Consider the following 16,857-nt stretch of genomic DNA (forward strand, 5'->3'; position numbering starts at 1 on the left):
CGGCCATGACCCACGAGGTCGAGGACATCGAGATCCAGCTGCTGCTGGAGGCGCTGTTCCAGCGATATCACTATGACTTCCGTCACTACGCGCGGGCGTCGATCAAGCGACGTCTGTTGCAGGCAAGGAGCCATTTCGGCCTGCCGAGCATAACCGCTCTGCAGGAGCGCGTGCTGCATGATGCGGAGATGTTGCCGCGCCTGCTGGGCTTCCTGACCGTCCAGGTCAGCGAGATGTTCCGCGACCCGTCCTATTTCCGGGCCCTTCGCGAGCAGGTCCTGCCTCACCTCAGGACCTTTCCGTCGCTGAAGGTCTGGATCGCCGGGTGCAGCGCTGGCGAAGAGGTCTACTCGCTGGCCATCCTGTTCCGGGAGGAGGGCCTGCTCGACCGCACCCTCTTCTACGCCACGGACATCAATCCCGACGCCTTGCGCGCGGCGGAGGCGGGCGTCTATCCGCTAGACCGCATCCGCAAGTTCACCGAAAACCACCAGAAGTCGGGCGGTCGTTCCTCACTTTCGGACTACTACACGGCCGACTATGGACGCGCAGTCTTCGATAAGTCGCTGCGCAACAACGTCGTGTTTTCCGACCATAGCCTGGTCACCGACGCTGTGTTCGGAGAGATGCATCTGATCTCGTGTCGGAACGTGATGATCTATTTCGATCGGGATCTGCAGGACCGCGCGGTCGGCCTGTTCAGCGACTCGCTCATTCGCAACGGTTTTCTCGGCATCGGCTCCAAGGAGAGCTTGCGTTTTTCCCGCCATGCTGGCGCCTTTGTCGACTTCGTTCCCGAAGAGAAGATCTACCGGAGGCGTGACGCATGAGTTCGTCTTCCCCGCGCGCCGTCGTGATCGGCGCTTCCGCAGGAGGGGTGCAGGCGCTTCTTGCGCTCCTGCCTGCGCTGGCGGTCGATTTTCCGCTGCCTGTTCTGGTCGTGCTGCACGTTCCCGCCGACCGCAGCAATGTGCTGGCCCCTCTGTTTGAAGCGCGCTGCAGCGTGACCGTCAAAGAGGCGGAGGACAAGGAAGCGGCGCGCCCGGGCGTGGTCTACTTCGCGCCGTCCGACTATCACCTGCTGGTGGAGGCCGACGGTCATCTGGCCCTCTCGTCCGATGAGGCCGTCAACTATTCCCGTCCATCGATCGACGTGCTGTTTGAAAGCGCGGCTGACGCCTATGGGGCGGGATTGACCGCCGTGATCCTGACGGGCGCCAACGACGACGGCGCCCGAGGACTGGAAGCGGTCGCCGCGGCCGGAGGCGTCGCCCTGATCGAAGAACCGTCCACCGCCTATGCCCGGACGATGCCGGAGGCCGCACGACGGGCCTGCGCCTCGGCCGTCGTCATGCCCTTGGAGGGCATAGCCGAGCACCTGAAAGGTCTCGAAAAACAATGAGCAGCGTGGAACAGCCCATCAATCTTCTGCTGGTCGACGACCTGGAAGAAAACCTGCTCGCCCTCGAAGCCCTGCTGAGACAGGACGGCATCGTCTGCCTGAAGGCCCGGTCCGGCGACGAAGCGCTGGAACTGTTGCTGGTGCACGACGTCGCCCTAGCTCTCGTCGATGTGCAGATGCCCGGCATGGATGGCTTCGAGCTGGCCGAGTTCATGCGCGGCGCGGCCAACGCCCGTCATGTCCCGATCGTCTTCGTCACGGCGGGCAGCGCCGATCAGCAGCGCCGGTTCCGAGGCTATGAGGCGGGGGCGGTGGACTTCATCCAGAAGCCGGTCGAGCCCGACATCCTGCGGAGCAAGGCGAAGGTCTTCATCGAGCTTTACCGTCAGCGACTGGAAATCCTCTCGCACCGTGACGAGTTGAAGGCTTACGCCAAGGCGCTTCGGGCGGCCGATCGTCGCAAGAACGAGTTCATCGCCATGCTGGGGCACGAGTTGCGCAACCCGGTCATGGCCTTCCGGGCCGGCCTCCAATTGCTGGAGCGTCAGACAGACCCTGCGCGCAAGGCAGACATCCAGGCGCGGATGGGGATTCAGGCGCACCACCTGTCGCGGCTGATCGAGGACCTGCTGGATGTGGCCCGGATCGACCAGGGGAAGATTTCCCTGAAGCGGGAGCGGGTCACGGTTCAGAGCATCATCGAGTCCGCCGTGGACACAAGCCGGCCCAAGATCGACGCAGGCCGCCACGCCCTGACGGTCAATGTGCCCGGCGGTCCGGTGTGGCTGGACGGCGACTTCACCCGCCTGTCTCAGGTGGTCAGCAACCTTCTGACCAATGCGGCCAAGTATACGCCGGCGGAGGGGCGCATCCGGCTATCTGCCGACGTCGAACGCGACCGGATCAGGATCGAGATCGCCGACAACGGGGTGGGCGTGCCGCAGGAGATGCAGGCCAGCATCTTCGAGCTCTTCACCCAGTCGAAGGGGCCGGATGATCGGTCCCGCGACGGCCTCGGTATCGGCCTCGCCCTGGTGCGGCAACTGGTCGAGATGCACGACGGCGCGATCGAACTGGAAAGCGCCGGTCCTGGCGCGGGGAGTTGTTTCAGGCTCTGGCTCCCCGCCGCGCGTTAGGTTGGCGACATTGCCATATGGCATCATAAACATTAAATGATGCCATAAGGAGCGAGGTTGATGCACGTCACGCTTATAGATACGCGGGCACAGGATTTCCGCCCCGGCCCAATCACGGACGCCGAAGCCGCCGCCATGTTCCGCGCTACGGTGCGACTGTTCGATAAGTGGGCGTTGACCGACGAGCAGGCCTCCATCCTGCTGGATATGCCGCTGCGAACCTATCGTCGCTGGAAGGCCGGCGATCAGGGGCGGATTGATCGGGACGGCAAGGCGCGGTTGTCCAACCTGATGGGAATCCACAAGGCGCTGCGTCACATGTTCAATGAGCCGGAGCGGACCTATCGCTGGATCGGGGCCGCGAACACCGCCTTCGGCGGGCAGTCGGCGCTGGACGTCATGCTGGGCGGCGAACTAACGGATCTGATGCGGGTGCGCAGGTATCTGGACGCCGAACGCGGCGGCTGGTGATGGATCCCCGCCAGGTCGCACAGGTCGACGTTCAGTGGCCCGACGCCCGGCGCATCATCCGCAGCCTCTATCCGCCGATTGACCTGTTCGAGGACATCGCCGACCCGGCGGACTGGCCCCTGCTTATCGCCGCGGAACAGAAGACCAATCCGCGACTGATGGTGAACCTTGGCGCGCTCGATCTCGTCCCGGAGGCGCGGCGGGTGGGCGGACCGGGCGCCAGCTATCTGATGTCGCCGTTCACCCACGTGAGTCCTGATAGGCCGAGCCGGTTTTCGGCCGGGAACTACGGCGTGCTCTATGTCGCCGACCGGTTCGACACCGCCCTGGCGGAGACCATGCACCACCACGCGCGGTTCATGGCGCGCACTTCGGAACCCGCAGGCTGGACATCCCAGTTCCGCGAGATCGTTCTGGAAGTCGCGGTTCGGGCGCACGATCTGAGAGATGAGGTCGCCTATGCGCCCGCTCTGGACCGAGTCGACTATGCGCCCGCCCAAGCCCTGGCTGCGCAACTGATAGCAGCCGATGCGGAGGGCGTCCTCTATCCCAGCCGCCGGGCGGATGGCGGGTTCTGCCTCGGGCTCTTCTATCCGGACCTGGCCGCCAACCCTCGACAGGGACGACACCTCGACTACCACTGGAACGGACGTCGGGTGGACTTCTACCGAGAGCCGGCCACCGGCGCGGTGTACCGGGTGGATGAGGTCGAGGGGCGAATGTGACGACACAGGGCGCGAGATCGTCATCGTGCCGGGCGCACGGTTTGTGTTAGGCTGCCGCACGTGACCGAACAGATCGTACCCCCGAGGCATTATCCGACGTCGCGCGCCAAGTGCGCGGACCTCGTGGTGCATCTTGTGGGCCTGACCTTCGCCTTGTTCGGCGGTGGCGTTCTGCTGGGTCTGTCGGTCGCCAAGGGCAGTCTTGGCCTGGTTCTGGCCGTCTGCGTCTACGCCGTGGGCATGCTGGCGATGCTGGGCTTTTCGACCGCCTACAACTTCGCCTCGGCGCGGTGGCGGCCCCTGTTGCGGCGTCTGGACCACGCCGGCATCTTTCTGATGATCGCGGGATCCTATACGCCGTTCACCACGCAGAACCTGACCGGCGCCTGGGCCTGGGGCATGACGGCGGCGGTGTGGGGGCTGGCCCTTCTCGGCGCCCTGGGCAAGCTCTTCCTGCCCGGCATCGGTCGGCGGTTCTGGGTCTTTGTCTATATCGCCCTGGGTTGGCTGGTGGTCATCGCCTTCAAGCCGATGATCGCGCATGGCTCATGGATCGCCCTGATCCTTCTGGCCGTGGGCGGCGGGCTCTACATGTCCGGCGCCGCCTTCTATGTCCGCAAGAAGCTGGCCTGGTTCAGGGCGGTCTGGCACGGCCACGTCGTGGCGGCCGCCAGCGTGCACTGGACGGCCGTCCTGATCGGCGTGGTGTTGGCCACCGCCTGAAGACAGGCGCGCTTTGGCGATGAAGCTCTAGGCCAGTTCGTTTCGCACCAGGAAGCGGGGCAGGAGGCTGGCCACCACCTTGCGTCCGGCGTCGTCCGGCTGATCCAGCATGTCGCGCAGCGGCGGGCCGATCAGGGCTTCGCCGAAGGCGCTGAGCGCGATGAAGAGAACCGCGGATCCGATCCGTTCGCGGGCTTCCCCATCGTCGCCCATCTTCTCGGCGATCGCGTCCACCAGGTCGCGCACAGCGGCGCGCACGGGTTCCAGGTGAGACAGGTCGCCAGACATGGCGATCCAGGCGGCCAGGCGCCCGGCGCCGCCCTCGGCGAAGGCGTCGAACACTGCGTTGACCAGTTCCAGAGGCGCGCCTTCGTCGGTGCGAAGCCGCACCACGGCCGTGCCCAGGGCCTCGTTCAGATCGGCCACCATCGAACCCATCAGCGCCGACTGGAGGCCAGCCGCTGAGCCGAAGTGATGGATCAGGTTGGCGTGGGTGACACCGATGTCGGACGCCACCGCCGACAAGGTCACCGCTGTCGGTCCGCCTGAAAGCAGCAGGGCGCGGGCGGAGACGACGGCCTCGCGGCGCGCCTCATCGGGCGAGCGACGACGACGACGCGGTTTTTCAAGGGCGGCAATTGACATATGTGTAAATGACATTCATGTAGATAGTTATTCGTTCTAGGCTTCCGCAGAGGAACCCGCAAGTGCAAGCCGCCTCGACGTTTCCCTCATTCGAGCTTTCCTCCGGCGGCGCTGTGCGTCAGCCGTCGCAGCTGAACGCCCATCGGTTGCAACCGATCCGCGCCCTGCGCGCCATGCGGCGTCTGGTGGCGGACAAGGACGACACCGAACAGGTCTTCGAGATCATGAACGCCCTGTCCGGGCGTTCGCCCGACTGGGGTTACAGCCGCCTGCTTCAGACGCCGGAGGGCGGGGTCCAGGCCTATAGCCGGCCTGAATTGGCCGATCGCCTGCAGGATCGCGCCTGGCTGGAGCAGTTTGAACGGGGAACCGTCGGCGCCGCCTATAGGGACTTCATCGACGCCCAGAATTTCTCCGCCTACGGGCTGGCCGACGAGAGCCGCAAGATCGCCGACAGCGAGATCGAGGCCGCCCACCCGCGCGCCTGGTTCGCGCGCCGGATGCGCGACGTGCACGACATCTGGCACGTCCTGACGGGCTATGAAGCCGACGCGCTGGGCGAGGCTTGTCTGGTGGCCTTTTCGTTGCCGCAGACGCGCAGCGCGGGTTTCGGCCTGATCGCTTCGGCCATTGCATTGCAGTTCATGCGCGCCCGCACCGGCTATCCTTGCGCGCGGGCCGTGTTCCAGGCCTGGCGCGACGGCCGACGCGCCGCCTGGCTGCCGGGCGAGGACTATGAGCGTCTGTTCGCAGAGCCTCTGGCTGTCGCGCGGCGACGGCTGAATATCGCGACGCCGACCCTCTATCAAAGCGTGCCGTCTTCGATGCGCAACGCCTATCAGGGCGGCAAGGGGTGAGGCGAGGCGGCCTGGCGGCGGTTGCGGTTCTGATGGCGTCAGGCTCGCCGGCTCTGGCGCAGGACGACGTCCTGCTGGGGCGCTGGCGCACGCCGGCGCAGAACGGCGTGGTCGCGTTCGAGCGATGCGGCGCGGCTCTGTGCGCCCGCGTGGTCGACGCTGCGGCCCTGCGCGCCAATCCGGATCAGCGCGACGTGCGCAATCGCGACCCTGCGTTGCGCCATCGCCGTGTCCGGGGGCTGACGGTGGTTCGGGCCGTCTCTGGCGGGCCGCAGGTGTGGCGGGCTGGGCCGCTCTACGATCCCGACAGCGGTCAGGGGGCGGCGACGGGAACCCTGACGCTGATCGATGCGGATCGGCTGGCGGTGCGAGGCTGCGTCGCCCGGATGCTGTGCCGGACCCAGACCTGGACCCGGGCGCGCTGATCGCAACCCACCTCGAGCCGCAAGGCTTGTAGCGAGGAAGACCGATGGGAATCCCTGTCGGCGATGAGGAAACAGACGATGCTGTTGTGGATTACCGCGCTGGCCCTGGGGGGCTTCATCCTGACCCTGACGCAGGCCCGGATGGCGGTCTGGACCGTCGCCGTCGCCCTCTGGATCGCGGCCGGCTGGGGGGCGGGCGTGATCTCGGCGACGGCGACGGGGATTCTGGCGGCGATCGTCGCGCCAGTGCTGTTGCTGCTGACCGTCACGCCCCTGCGCCGCGCGATCCTGTCGCGCCCCGCCATGGGGGCGTTCCGTCAGATCATGCCGAAGATGAGCTCGACCGAGCAGGCGGCCGTCGAGGCGGGCAACGTCTGGTGGGACGCCGAACTGTTCGCGGGCAAGCCCGACTGGGCGCGCCTTCTGGCCACGCCCGCGCCGTCTCTGACGGCCGAAGAGCAGGCTTTCCTCGATCATGAGGCCGAACGTCTTTGCGACCTGGCCAACGACTGGGAAACCACGTCGGTCTGGCAGGACCTGTCGCCGGAGGCCTGGGCCTACGCCAAGGAGAAGGGCTTCCTTGGCATGATCATCCCCAAGGCCTACGGCGGTCTGGGCTTCTCGGCCTATGGCCATAGCCAGGTGATCCAGAAGCTGTCGACGCGTTGCTCGGCGGCGGCGGTTTCGGTCATGGTGCCCAACTCGCTCGGCCCGGCGGAACTGCTGCTGCACTACGGCACCGAAGAGCAGAAGAACCACTATCTGCCGCGTCTGGCGCGCGGCGAGGAAATCCCCTGCTTCGCCCTGACCAATCCCTACGCCGGGTCGGACGCCGCCTCGATCACCGATACGGGCGTGGTCTGTAAAGGCATGTGGAAGGGCAAGGAGACCCTGGGTTTCCGCATCACCTGGCGCAAGCGCTACATCACCCTGGCCCCCGTTGCGACGGTGCTGGGTCTGGCCTTCCGGGCTGTCGATCCTGACGGCCTGCTGGGCGATGAAGCCGAGCCGGGCATCACCTGCGTTCTGATCCCGCGCGATCATCCGGGGGTGGAGATCGGACGGCGCCACTGGCCGCTGAACGCGGTCTTCCAGAACGGCCCGACCAGCGGCGACGACGTCTTCGTGCCGATGGAGATGGCCATCGGCGGACGCGAGCAGGTCGGCAACGGCTGGCGGATGCTGATGGAATGTCTGGCGGCGGGCCGCGCCATCTCTCTGCCGTCGTCCAACGTCGGCATGTCCAAGCTGGCCGTCGGCATGGTCGGGGCCTACGTCGCCATCCGTCGTCAGTTCAATCAACCCATCGGCGCCTTCGAGGGCGTGCAGGAAGCGCTGGCCCGTATGGCGGGGCATCTTTACGCGACGGATTCGGTGCGGCGCCTGGCGGCGGCGGCGCTGGATCAGGGCGAGAAGCCCTCGGTCGTCTCGGCCATCGCCAAGTATCACGTCACCGAGCGCGCGCGCTTGATCATCAACGACGGCATGGACGTGGTCGGCGGCAAGGGCGTCTGCATGGGGCCGGGCAACTTCCTGGCCCGCGCCTATCAACAGATTCCCGTCGCCATCACCGTCGAGGGCGCCAACATCATGACCCGGACCCTGATCATCTATGGTCAGGGCGCCATCCGCTGCCACCCCTACGTCCTGACCCTTATGCGCACGGCGGGGGCGGGCGATCTCAAGTCGTTCGATGCGGCCCTGTTCGGCTATGTCGGCTTCATGTTCCGCAACATGGCGCGAGCCCTGAGCTTCAGCCTGACCGGCGGGGTGCTGATCGGCGCGCCGTCGGGAGCGGCGCCGCAACTGAGGCGCTACTACCGGTCGGCCACCCGGTTCTCGACCCTGCTGGCTCTGGCGTCTGACCTGTCGATGGCCACGGTAGGCGGGGCCTTGAAGCGCAAGGGCGCGATGACCGGGCGGATGGGCGACATCCTGTCCCAGCTCTTCATCCTGTCCAGCGTGCTGAAGCGGTTCGAGGACGAGGGACGTCCGGTCGAGGATCTGCCCTTCGTTCACTGGGCGGCGCAGGATGCTCTGGCGCGGGCCGGTGCGGCGTGGCGCGATCTGCTGGTCAATCACCCCAACCGGGCCGCCGCTCTGTTCCTGAAGCTTGTCGGGGCGCCGTTCGGCATCAGTACGCCGGGGCCGAACGACGCCTGCGCGGCCGCCGTCGCGGGCTTGATCCAAAAGCATGGCCCGGCGCGCTATCGCCTGATCGCCGACTCGTGGACGGCGCGGATCGAGGTCGATCCCATCGCGGCCACCATCGCCGCCTTCGATCTGTATCCGCAGGTCGAGGCCATCGAGCGGCGGCTGAAGGGCGCGATCCGGTCCGGCCGCATCGCCCGCGCGCCGCAGAACCTGACCCTGCTGAACGACTGGGCCGCCGAGGCCGAGGCGCTGAGCCTGATCAGCGCCGACGAGCGCGCGGCGATCGCCCGCTTCGCCGCCTACGCCGATCAGGCGATTCAGGTGGACGATTTCCCCGCAGACTTCGACATCGCCGCCGGCCTGGAGCGGCGTCAGGCGGCGGAAACGGCAGGACGCAAGACGACGAAGAAGGCGGCCTGATGAGCGACCGTTATCTGGAGTTCGCCAACTCGGGCGTCGGCGGTTGGCTGACAGGGACGTTGGGGCTGCCGCGTCCGACGCCGCTGCGACGTCGCGCCGAGGCGGGAGCGGGCATGGTCGGGCCTCTGCTGCTCGGCCCGGTCGGCAGCGGGCGCATGGCGGCGACGCTGGAGCGGTTGGCCGGAACGGCGGGGCAGACGCTCCATGCCGAATGGTCGCCGGACGTGCGCTATGGCGGGCTGGTGTTCGATGCTTCGGCCTGCGCCGATACGGCCTCGGCCCAGGGCCTCTATCGCTTCTTCCATCAGGCCATCCGTTCAGTGGCCGAGCATGGTCGGGTCGTGGTGATCGGAACCCCGCCCGAGTTGATGGCCGACGCCGAGGGCGAGGCGATCCAGCGGGGGCTGGAGGGCTTTGTCCGCTCGCTGGCCAAGGAGGCGCGGCGCAGCATCGCCGTCCACCTGCTCTATGTCGCGCTGGGGGCGGAGGACGCCGCCGACAGCACGCTGGCGTTTCTGCTGTCGCCGCGCTCGGCCTATGTTTCGGGCCAGCCGATCCGGGTCGGCGCCGCTGTGGCTGCTGCCGATCAGGCCGGGCACAAAGGGCGGCGGGTGCTGGTCACCGGGGCCTCGCGCGGTATCGGCGAGGCCATCACCCGCCTGTTCGTCGCCGAGGGCGCACAGGTCGTCGCCCTGGACGTGGCGGGTGCAACTGAGGGCCTGTCGGCCCTGTCGGCCGAACTGGGCGTGGAAACGCTGGCGCTGGATATCACGTCCCCCGACGCGGCGGAGACCCTGCTCGCCGACGCCCGGTCGCGCGAGGGCTATGACGTGGTGATCCACAACGCCGGCATCACCCGGGACCGCACCCTCGCGCGTATGGAGCCGCGCGAGTGGGACAGCGTCATGGCGGTCAACCTCTCGGCGCCCCTGGCCATCACCCGCGCCCTGGTCGAAGGCGGAGGCATGCGCGCCAACGGTCGGATCGTCGCCGTATCATCGCTGAGCGGCATCGCCGGCAACATGGGCCAGAGCAACTACGCTCTGTCGAAGGCCGCCTGGATCGGCGCGGTCCGGCGGCTGGCGCCACAACTGGCGGCGCAAGGGATCACCATCAACGCCGTGGCCCCGGGCTTCATCGAGACGCAGATGACCGCCGCCATTCCCTTCGCCATTCGCGAGGCCGGTCGCCGCATGAACAGCATGGGTCAGGGGGGGCATCCGGTCGACGTGGCCGAGACCATCGCCTGGCTGGCGGATCCGGCGTCGGGTGGGGTCAATGGACAGGTGGTGCGCGTCTGCGGTCAGAGTTTGCTGGGCGCATGACGGCGACAGGGGGGATCGAGCGCTTCGACGCGCCGCTGTCTGGCGCTGCCGTGATCGGTGGAGCCTTGCGCGGCATGCTGCGCGCCAAGGGGGGCGAGGCAGTGCTGCCGCAGCGCGCCTTGCAACGCGAGGCGGGGCTGGAGGCCGAGGCCATCGGCGCCTACGCTGATCTGTGCGGCTTTGCGCCCGAGCAGGGCGTGCCGATCACATGGCCGCACATCCTGGCCTTTCCGTTGCAGATGCGGCTGATGCTGGGAAGGGACTTTCCCTTTCCGGCCATGGGTCTGGTGCATCTGCATAACCGCATCCGCCAGCAGGCACGGCTGAACATCGGGGACCGGCTGACGCTGACGGCGCGGCCAGGGCGGTTCCTGAGCCACGACAAGGGTCAGGCCTTTACGCTGGAGACTACGGCGACGCGCGACGGGGCGAAGGTGTGGGACGGGACCAGCCTCTATTTGCATCTCGGGCGTCGCGGGCAGGGCGATCCCGCCCCGGTCCTGAGCGGCGACGAGGCCGACCGGCCGGTCGAGATTTGGACGCTTCCGGCGAATCTGGGCCGTCGCTACGCCCACATTTCGGGTGACGCCAATCCTATCCATACCTCGGCCCTGGGCGCTCGGCTGTTCGGGTTTCGCCGCGCCGTCGCGCATGGGATGTGGACCAAGGCGCGGGCCGTCGCCGCCCTGTCGCCGCCAGCGCCGCTGAACGTCGCCGAGGTCGAGGTGGCTTTCCGCGCGCCGCTTTTTCTGCCCGGACAGGTCGGCCTCTACGCCGGGCCTGCTGGCGACATCCGTGATTTCGAGGTGCGCGACGCCACGGGGGCGCGCGCCCATCTGCGGGGTCGGTTGACCCCTTCGTCTGGGGGTATCGTTGCATGCTGACTGCGTCTGCGCCGCGCCGGGTCGCCATTCTTGGCGGCAACCGTATCCCTTTCGCGCGGTCCAACACCGCCTATGCCGAGGTCTCCAATCAGGAGATGCTGACGGCGGCGTTGCAGGGTCTGGCCGACCGCTACGACCTGCACGGTCTTAGGTTGGGCGAGGTGGCGGCGGGGGCGGTGCTGAAGCTGTCACGCGACATCGCCCTGACGCGCGAGAGCCTGCTGGACACCACCATCGGCCACGACACCCCGACCTATGATGTCAGTCAGGCCTGCGGCACCGGGTTGGAGGCGGCCATTCTGGTGGCCAACAAGATCGCCCTGGGCCAGATCGAGGTGGGGATCGCCGGCGGGGTGGACACCACCTCGGACGCGCCGATCGGGCTGAACGAGAAGTTCAGGAAGGCCCTGCTGGCCGCCAATCGCGAGAAGACCAATGGCGGGCGGATCAAGGCCCTGCTGGGGGCGGGTCTGAGCGCCCCTTTCAGGCCCGAGCCGCCGCGCAACGCCGAGCCGCGCACCGGCCTGTCGATGGGGGAAAGCTGCGAGGTGATGGCCAAGCGCTGGGCCATACCGCGCGAGGATCAGGACGCCCTGGCCGTCGCCAGCCACCGCAACGCCGCCGCCGCCTGGGAGGCCGGGCTGTTCGACGATCTGGTGACGCCCTTCCAGGGACTGAAGCGCGACAACAACCTGAGACCCGACATCGACCCTGCGAAACTGGCGACGATGAAGCCGGTGTTTGATCGAGCCAACGGCACGCTGACGGCGGCCAATTCGACGCCTCTGACCGATGGGGCCTCGACTGTGCTGCTGGCCAGTGAGGACTGGGCCAGGGCGCGCGGTCTGCCGGTTCTGGCCTACCTGCGCACGGGCGAGACGGCGGCGGTGGACTTTGTGAAGGGCGACGAGGGGCTGCTGATGGCGCCTGCCTACGCCGTTCCGCGGATGCTGGCCAAGCTGGGAATCAGCTTGCAGGAGTTCGACCTCTACGAAATCCATGAAGCCTTTGCGGCCCAGGTCCTGTGCACGCTGAAGGCCTGGCAGGACGAGGATTACGCCCGCACCCGCCTGGGACTGGAGCGGGCGCCGGGCCGCATCGACATGAGAAGGCTGAACGTCAACGGCGGCTCGCTGGCCGCAGGGCATCCCTTCGCGGCGACCGGCGGGCGCATCCTCGCCAACCTGGCGACCATGATCGACCGGCGCGGCGGCGGGCGCGGCCTGATCTCGATCTGCGCGGCGGGCGGACAGGGCGTGGTCGCGGTGGTGGAGAAATGAGCGGCGCGAGCGCCGCCAGCGTTGCGGCGGCCGCTGAGGCGGACCGCCTGTGGGCCGAGCGTTTCTGGGCCAAGCACTATCGCCCCGGGGTGCCCACGCGCATCGACGATGAACTGGCGCGCTGGACCTCGGTGCAGCAGATGTTCGAGGCGGACTCTCGCCGGTTTTCTGAGCGGCCCGGTTATGTCAGCCTGGGCACGGCCCTGACCTATGGCCGGGTGCTGAACGAAGCGAAGGCCTTCGGCGCCTGGCTGCAGTCAGTGGGGATCAGGCCTGGCGACAGGGTGGCTCTGATGATGCCCAACTGCCTGCAGTATCCGACGGCCTTGTTCGGGGTGCTGTTCGCTGGCGCTGTCGTGGTCAACGTCAACCCGCTCTACACGGCGCGCGAGTTGCAGCATCAGTTGAAGGACAGCGGCGCCGTCGCCATCGTGGTGATGGACATGTTCGCCCGCACGCTGGAGCAGGCGCGCGAGGGGACCGAGGTCCGCCACGTGATCGTCACGGCGATGGGCGACATGATGCCGGGCCTGAAAGGCGTCGCCGTCAGCGCCATGATGCGCCATGTGCAGAAGCTGGTTCCCACCTACCGGTTAGCGGGAGCGCACCGCTGGACGGCGATGATGCGCCGGGCGCGGCGTCTGACGCTGAGACCGGCTGCGACCAGGCCGGAGGATATCGCCTTCCTGCAATATACCGGAGGAACGTCGGGGGTGGCCAAGGGGGCCATGCTGACCCACCGAAACATCCTGGCCAATACGCTGCAGGGCCGAGCCTGGGTGCTGGATCAGATCGACCATGACGAGGTCGTCGGCAACGTCACCATGCTGCCGCTCTATCATATCTTCTCCCTGACGGCGAACCTGATGATGTTCACGGGGGCAGGGGGGCGTAACATCCTGATCGCCAATCCGCGCGACGCCAATCGGGTGGAGTGGATTCTGAGAAAGGAGCGCTTCGTCGGCATGACCGGGCTGAACACCCTGTTCGCCAGCCTGCTGAAGACCGAGGCGTTTCGGAACCGCGACTTCTCGGACCTGAAGTTGACCATCGCCGGGGGCATGGCGACCCAGAAGGCGGTGGCAGAGGAGTGGGAGGCGGTGACCGGCGCGCCTCTGGTCGACGGCTATGGTCTGACCGAAACCTCGCCGGTGGTCTGCATCGGCAGGGTCGATCTGGAACATCCCGAGACCATGGGTTTCGACGGAACCGTGGGCCTTCCGGTTCCCTCGACCGAGGTGCGGATGCGGCGCGACAACGGCACCTGGGCCGGGATCGACGAGCCAGGCGAACTGTGCGTGCGCGGCCCCCAGGTCATGCTGGGCTACTGGAAGCGGCCTGACGAGACGGCGAAGACGATTTCGCCCGAGGGCTGGCTGGCCACTGGCGACGTAGGGGTGATGCAGGCCAATGGCCGGGTGCGGCTGGTGGACCGGATCAAGGACATGATCCTGGTCTCGGGCTTCAACGTCTATCCCGGTGAGATCGAGGCGGTGGTCGCCAGCCATCCCCTGGTCGAGGAAGTCGCCGCTGTCGGGGTGCCCGACCCGGTGCAGGGCGAACGCGTCAAGATCGTGGTGGTCCCGCGCTCAGCCGCGCTGACGGCGGAGGCGCTGATCGCCCACTGCCGCGAGCACCTGACCGCTTACAAGGTGCCGCGTCTGGTGGAATTCCGTGATGCCCCTCTGCCCAAGACCGCTGTCGGCAAGGTGCTGCGGCGGGACCTGCGTTGATGCGGCGACGCCTTAGCCCGTCGTCCCGGGTGATCGCTTGCCCGTGATCAGCATCCCGAACACCGCCGCCAGCGGGAACATCAGCACGCCGTAGACGGCCGCGGGCAGGGACATGTCTGGCACCGCCAGCACCGACTCGGCGATGACGATGGCCAGGGTGGCGTTGTGCAGGCCGACCTCGAAGGCGCTGGCGATCGACTGCTCGCGGTTGATGCGGAACAGGCGCGGCACGATGAAGCCTATGCCCAGGCTGAGGATGCAGAAGCTGACGACGATGCCGGCCAGGGCGATGAAGTCATCCTTCAGCACGGCGAAGTTGGACACGACCGCGCCCGCGATCACCAGGGTCAGGATGACGACTGAGGCCAGACGCACCGGCTTGTCCATGGCGCGGGCGAACCCGGGCCTGAAGCCACGCACCAGCATGCCCAGCCCCACGGGGGCGAGCACGATCATGAAGACCTCGATGGTCTTCTTCAGTTGCAGGCCCACGGTCATGTCGCCTGGCTGGAACCAGGCGATCGACAGATTGACGATGACCGGCAGGGTCAGGACCGCGATGACCGAGTTGATCGCCGTCAGGCTGATGTTCAGGGCCACGTCGCCGCGGAACAGGTGGCTGTAGAGGTTGGCCGTGGTCCCGCCGGGCGAGGCCGCCAGCAGCATCATCCCCACCGCCAGAACCGGCGGCAGACGGAACAGCAACACCAGCCCGAAACAGACGGCGGGCAAAAGCAGCAGCTGACAGGCCAGGGCGATGGCGACGGCCTTGGGCCGCTTGCCGATGCGCGCAAAGTCGCCCGGCGTCAGGTCCAGCCCCAGCCCGAACATGATGACGCCCAGGGCGATCGGCAGACCGATCATGGCCAAAGGTGAATCCATGGTCTCTTCCTCCCCCGAGAAAACTCAGATTTGACCGGCGAGAGCCTGCCCCGCCGCCCGACCCGAGAAGATGCACCCGCCCAGGAAGGTGCCTTCCAGAGCATTGTAACCATGGATTCCGCCGCCGCCGAAACCCGCAGCCTCGCCTGCGGCGTATAGCCCTTCGAACGGCGTCCCGTCGGCCCTCAGCACCCGACTCGACAGATCGGTTTGCAGCCCGCCCAGGGACTTGCGCGTCAGGACGTGTAGCCTGACCCCGATCAGCGGCCCGACCTTGGGGTCCAGCAGGCGATGCGGCGTCGCCGTCCGCGCCAGTCGGTCGCCCAGATAGCGGCGGCTGTTGTGGATGCTCATGACCTGGAAATCCTTGGAGTAGGGATTGCCCATCTGGGCGTCGCGATCCTCGACCTGACGACGGACCAGGGCCGGGTCCAGCAAGGGGCGCTCGGTCAAGGCGTTCATCCGGGCGACCAGGGTCTCCAGATCATCGGCGACGACGAAGTCAGGGCCCTTGTGCTTGAAGGCGTCGACGGCGGGCGGCGCGCCCTTGCCCAGTCGCGACATCAGGACCTTCAGCAGCTTGCGCTCGGTGATGTCGAGGTTCTGCTCGGAGCCCGAAAGCGCGAACTCCTTTTCGAGGATCCTCTGGCTGACGATGAACCAGGAATGGTCATGTTCGGCCAGATCGGGCGTGGTCCGCAGATATTTCAGCGTCGCCATGGTGTCGTGGCCGGGCAGTGCGGGCGCGGGCAGTCGTCGCCCCAGCGCATCCAGCCACAGCGGTGACGGGCCGGGAAGGATGCGGATGGCGTGCCGGGGCCAGACGGGCGCCCAGTTCTGAACCCCCTCGACGTAGTGCCACATGCGGTCGCGGTTCACGAGCCGGCCCCCGGCCTCGCCCGCGATGTCCAGCATCCGTCCGTCGACGTAGGCGGGCACGCCGGTGATCATCGACTTGGGCGGTGCACCCAGCCTATCGGGCCAGAAGCGCCGCACCTTGTCATGGTCTCCGCCGATGCCGCCCGAGGCCAGAACGACCGCCTCGGCCCTCAGGGTGAAATCGCCGATGACGTCGCGGTTCGAAGGGGCGCCGCGCGGGGCGTCGTCGGGCGAGAGGATCGCGCCGGACACCCCGACGACGCGTCCTCCCGCGATCACCAGCCGATCCACGCGGCGGCGGTGATAAAAGGTCAGGCGCCCGTCTTTCGCCGCCTGTCGCGCGCGATCGACGAAGGGTTCCGACACCCCCGTGCCCGTACCCCACGCCACGTGAAAGCGCGGCGCGGAATTGCCGTGGCCGAAGGCCTGCCCGGCGCCCCGCTCGGCCCAACCGACCATGGGGGTCAGGCGGATTCCGTGCCTCTTCAGCCAAGCCCGCTTTTCGCCGGCAGCGAACTCGACGTAGGCCTGAGCCCACCGGATGGCCCATTCGTCTTCGGCCAAGGGCCCGTCCAGACGGTCCCAGCCCGCGCTGCCCCGCCAGTCGCGCCAGGCCAGATCGAAGCTGTCGCGCACGCCCAGCTTCCGCTGCTCGGGCGAGTCGATCAGGAATAGTCCGCCGAACGACCAGAAGGCCTGACCGCCCAGATTCGCGGGGTTTTCCTGATCGACCAGGGCCACGCGTTTGCCAGCCCTGATCAGTTCGTTCGCGGCGACAAGGCCGGCCAGCCCGGCGCCCACAATGATGACGTCCGCGTCCATCGCGTGTTTCTCCCTGCCAGACAAGGCTAACATGGATGTCAATATGAAACGAGCGTTTCCTTGGCGAACATACCTGTTAATACGTATTGACAGC

16 protein-coding genes are annotated in these 16,857 nt (G+C 67.3%); 13 read left to right on the plus strand and 3 right to left on the minus strand.

Features of this window, described 5'->3' with window-relative positions; translation table 11 throughout:
- Positions 1–5: 5 nt before the first annotated feature.
- The 6 genes from B4A39_RS09710 to trhA are packed head-to-tail and all read left to right on the plus strand — an operon-like array spanning position 6 to position 4,457.
- Positions 6–830 carry a CheR family methyltransferase gene (locus B4A39_RS09710; protein WP_292035958.1) on the plus strand — a complete coding sequence of 275 codons (825 nt, stop codon included), beginning with the start codon at positions 6–8 and terminating at the stop codon, positions 828–830.
- Complete coding sequence (locus B4A39_RS09715; protein ID WP_292035959.1) at positions 827–1,402, plus strand: chemotaxis protein CheB; 576 nt, start codon at positions 827–829, stop codon at positions 1,400–1,402. Before B4A39_RS09710 ends, B4A39_RS09715 begins: the two co-directional genes overlap by 4 nt.
- A complete protein-coding gene (locus B4A39_RS09720) occupies positions 1,399–2,538 on the plus strand; it encodes a hybrid sensor histidine kinase/response regulator (RefSeq protein ID WP_292035961.1) in 1,140 nt (379 codons plus the stop codon). The genes B4A39_RS09715 and B4A39_RS09720 overlap by 4 nt, the downstream gene beginning before the upstream one ends.
- A gap of 60 nt (positions 2,539–2,598) precedes the next feature.
- Entirely contained in the window at positions 2,599–3,009 is a 411-nt protein-coding gene (locus B4A39_RS09725; protein WP_292035963.1) for an MbcA/ParS/Xre antitoxin family protein, read from the plus strand.
- Positions 3,009–3,734, plus strand: coding sequence for an RES family NAD+ phosphorylase (locus B4A39_RS09730; protein WP_292036330.1), 726 nt, complete (start codon positions 3,009–3,011; stop codon positions 3,732–3,734). The genes B4A39_RS09725 and B4A39_RS09730 overlap by 1 nt, the downstream gene beginning before the upstream one ends.
- A gap of 60 nt (positions 3,735–3,794) precedes the next feature.
- Positions 3,795–4,457, plus strand: a complete 663-nt coding sequence (gene trhA, locus B4A39_RS09735) for a PAQR family membrane homeostasis protein TrhA (RefSeq protein ID WP_292035965.1) — start codon at positions 3,795–3,797, stop codon at positions 4,455–4,457.
- A gap of 27 nt (positions 4,458–4,484) precedes the next feature.
- Here trhA and B4A39_RS09740 read toward each other — a convergent pair whose 3' ends face one another.
- A complete protein-coding gene (locus tag B4A39_RS09740) occupies positions 4,485–5,102 on the minus strand; it encodes a TetR/AcrR family transcriptional regulator (protein WP_292035967.1) in 618 nt (205 codons plus the stop codon).
- 62 nt (positions 5,103–5,164) lie between these two features.
- On the opposite strand from B4A39_RS09740, the gene B4A39_RS09745 reads away from it, so the two are divergent.
- The 7 genes from B4A39_RS09745 (at position 5,165) to B4A39_RS09775 (ending at position 14,180) form a co-directional block, all read left to right on the plus strand.
- Positions 5,165–5,959 (plus strand): Coq4 family protein, encoded by a 795-nt coding sequence (locus B4A39_RS09745; protein ID WP_292035969.1) that lies wholly within the window; start codon positions 5,165–5,167, stop codon positions 5,957–5,959.
- Positions 5,956–6,384 (plus strand): DUF2147 domain-containing protein, encoded by a 429-nt coding sequence (locus B4A39_RS09750; RefSeq protein WP_292035971.1) that lies wholly within the window; start codon positions 5,956–5,958, stop codon positions 6,382–6,384. The genes B4A39_RS09745 and B4A39_RS09750 overlap by 4 nt, the downstream gene beginning before the upstream one ends.
- A gap of 78 nt (positions 6,385–6,462) precedes the next feature.
- Complete coding sequence (locus B4A39_RS09755) at positions 6,463–8,958, plus strand: acyl-CoA dehydrogenase (protein ID WP_292035973.1); 2,496 nt, start codon at positions 6,463–6,465, stop codon at positions 8,956–8,958.
- Positions 8,958–10,283, plus strand: a complete 1,326-nt coding sequence (locus B4A39_RS09760; RefSeq protein WP_292035975.1) for a 3-oxoacyl-ACP reductase — start codon at positions 8,958–8,960, stop codon at positions 10,281–10,283. Before B4A39_RS09755 ends, B4A39_RS09760 begins: the two co-directional genes overlap by 1 nt.
- Positions 10,280–11,167: a MaoC family dehydratase gene (locus tag B4A39_RS09765; protein WP_292035977.1), complete on the plus strand. Its 888-nt coding sequence runs from the start codon at positions 10,280–10,282 to the stop codon at positions 11,165–11,167. Before B4A39_RS09760 ends, B4A39_RS09765 begins: the two co-directional genes overlap by 4 nt.
- Positions 11,161–12,447 carry an acetyl-CoA C-acetyltransferase gene (locus B4A39_RS09770; protein WP_292035979.1) on the plus strand — a complete coding sequence of 429 codons (1,287 nt, stop codon included), beginning with the start codon at positions 11,161–11,163 and terminating at the stop codon, positions 12,445–12,447. The genes B4A39_RS09765 and B4A39_RS09770 overlap by 7 nt, the downstream gene beginning before the upstream one ends.
- Positions 12,444–14,180 (plus strand): AMP-binding protein, encoded by a 1,737-nt coding sequence (locus B4A39_RS09775; protein ID WP_292035981.1) that lies wholly within the window; start codon positions 12,444–12,446, stop codon positions 14,178–14,180. The genes B4A39_RS09770 and B4A39_RS09775 overlap by 4 nt, the downstream gene beginning before the upstream one ends.
- Positions 14,181–14,192: 12 nt before the next feature.
- On the opposite strand, the gene B4A39_RS09780 is transcribed toward B4A39_RS09775, so the two are convergent.
- Together B4A39_RS09780 and B4A39_RS09785 are read right to left on the minus strand one after the other, a co-directional pair.
- On the minus strand, positions 14,193–15,062 hold the full coding sequence (locus B4A39_RS09780) for a bile acid:sodium symporter family protein (protein WP_292035983.1): 870 nt from the start codon (positions 15,060–15,062) through the stop codon (positions 14,193–14,195).
- 24 nt (positions 15,063–15,086) lie between these two features.
- Entirely contained in the window at positions 15,087–16,763 is a 1,677-nt protein-coding gene (locus B4A39_RS09785; protein ID WP_292035985.1) for an FAD-binding dehydrogenase, read from the minus strand.
- Positions 16,764–16,857: the final 94 nt, after the last annotated feature.

It is taken from the genome of Brevundimonas sp. UBA4553, from assembly GCF_002387245.1.
Lineage (GTDB): Bacteria > Pseudomonadota > Alphaproteobacteria > Caulobacterales > Caulobacteraceae > Brevundimonas.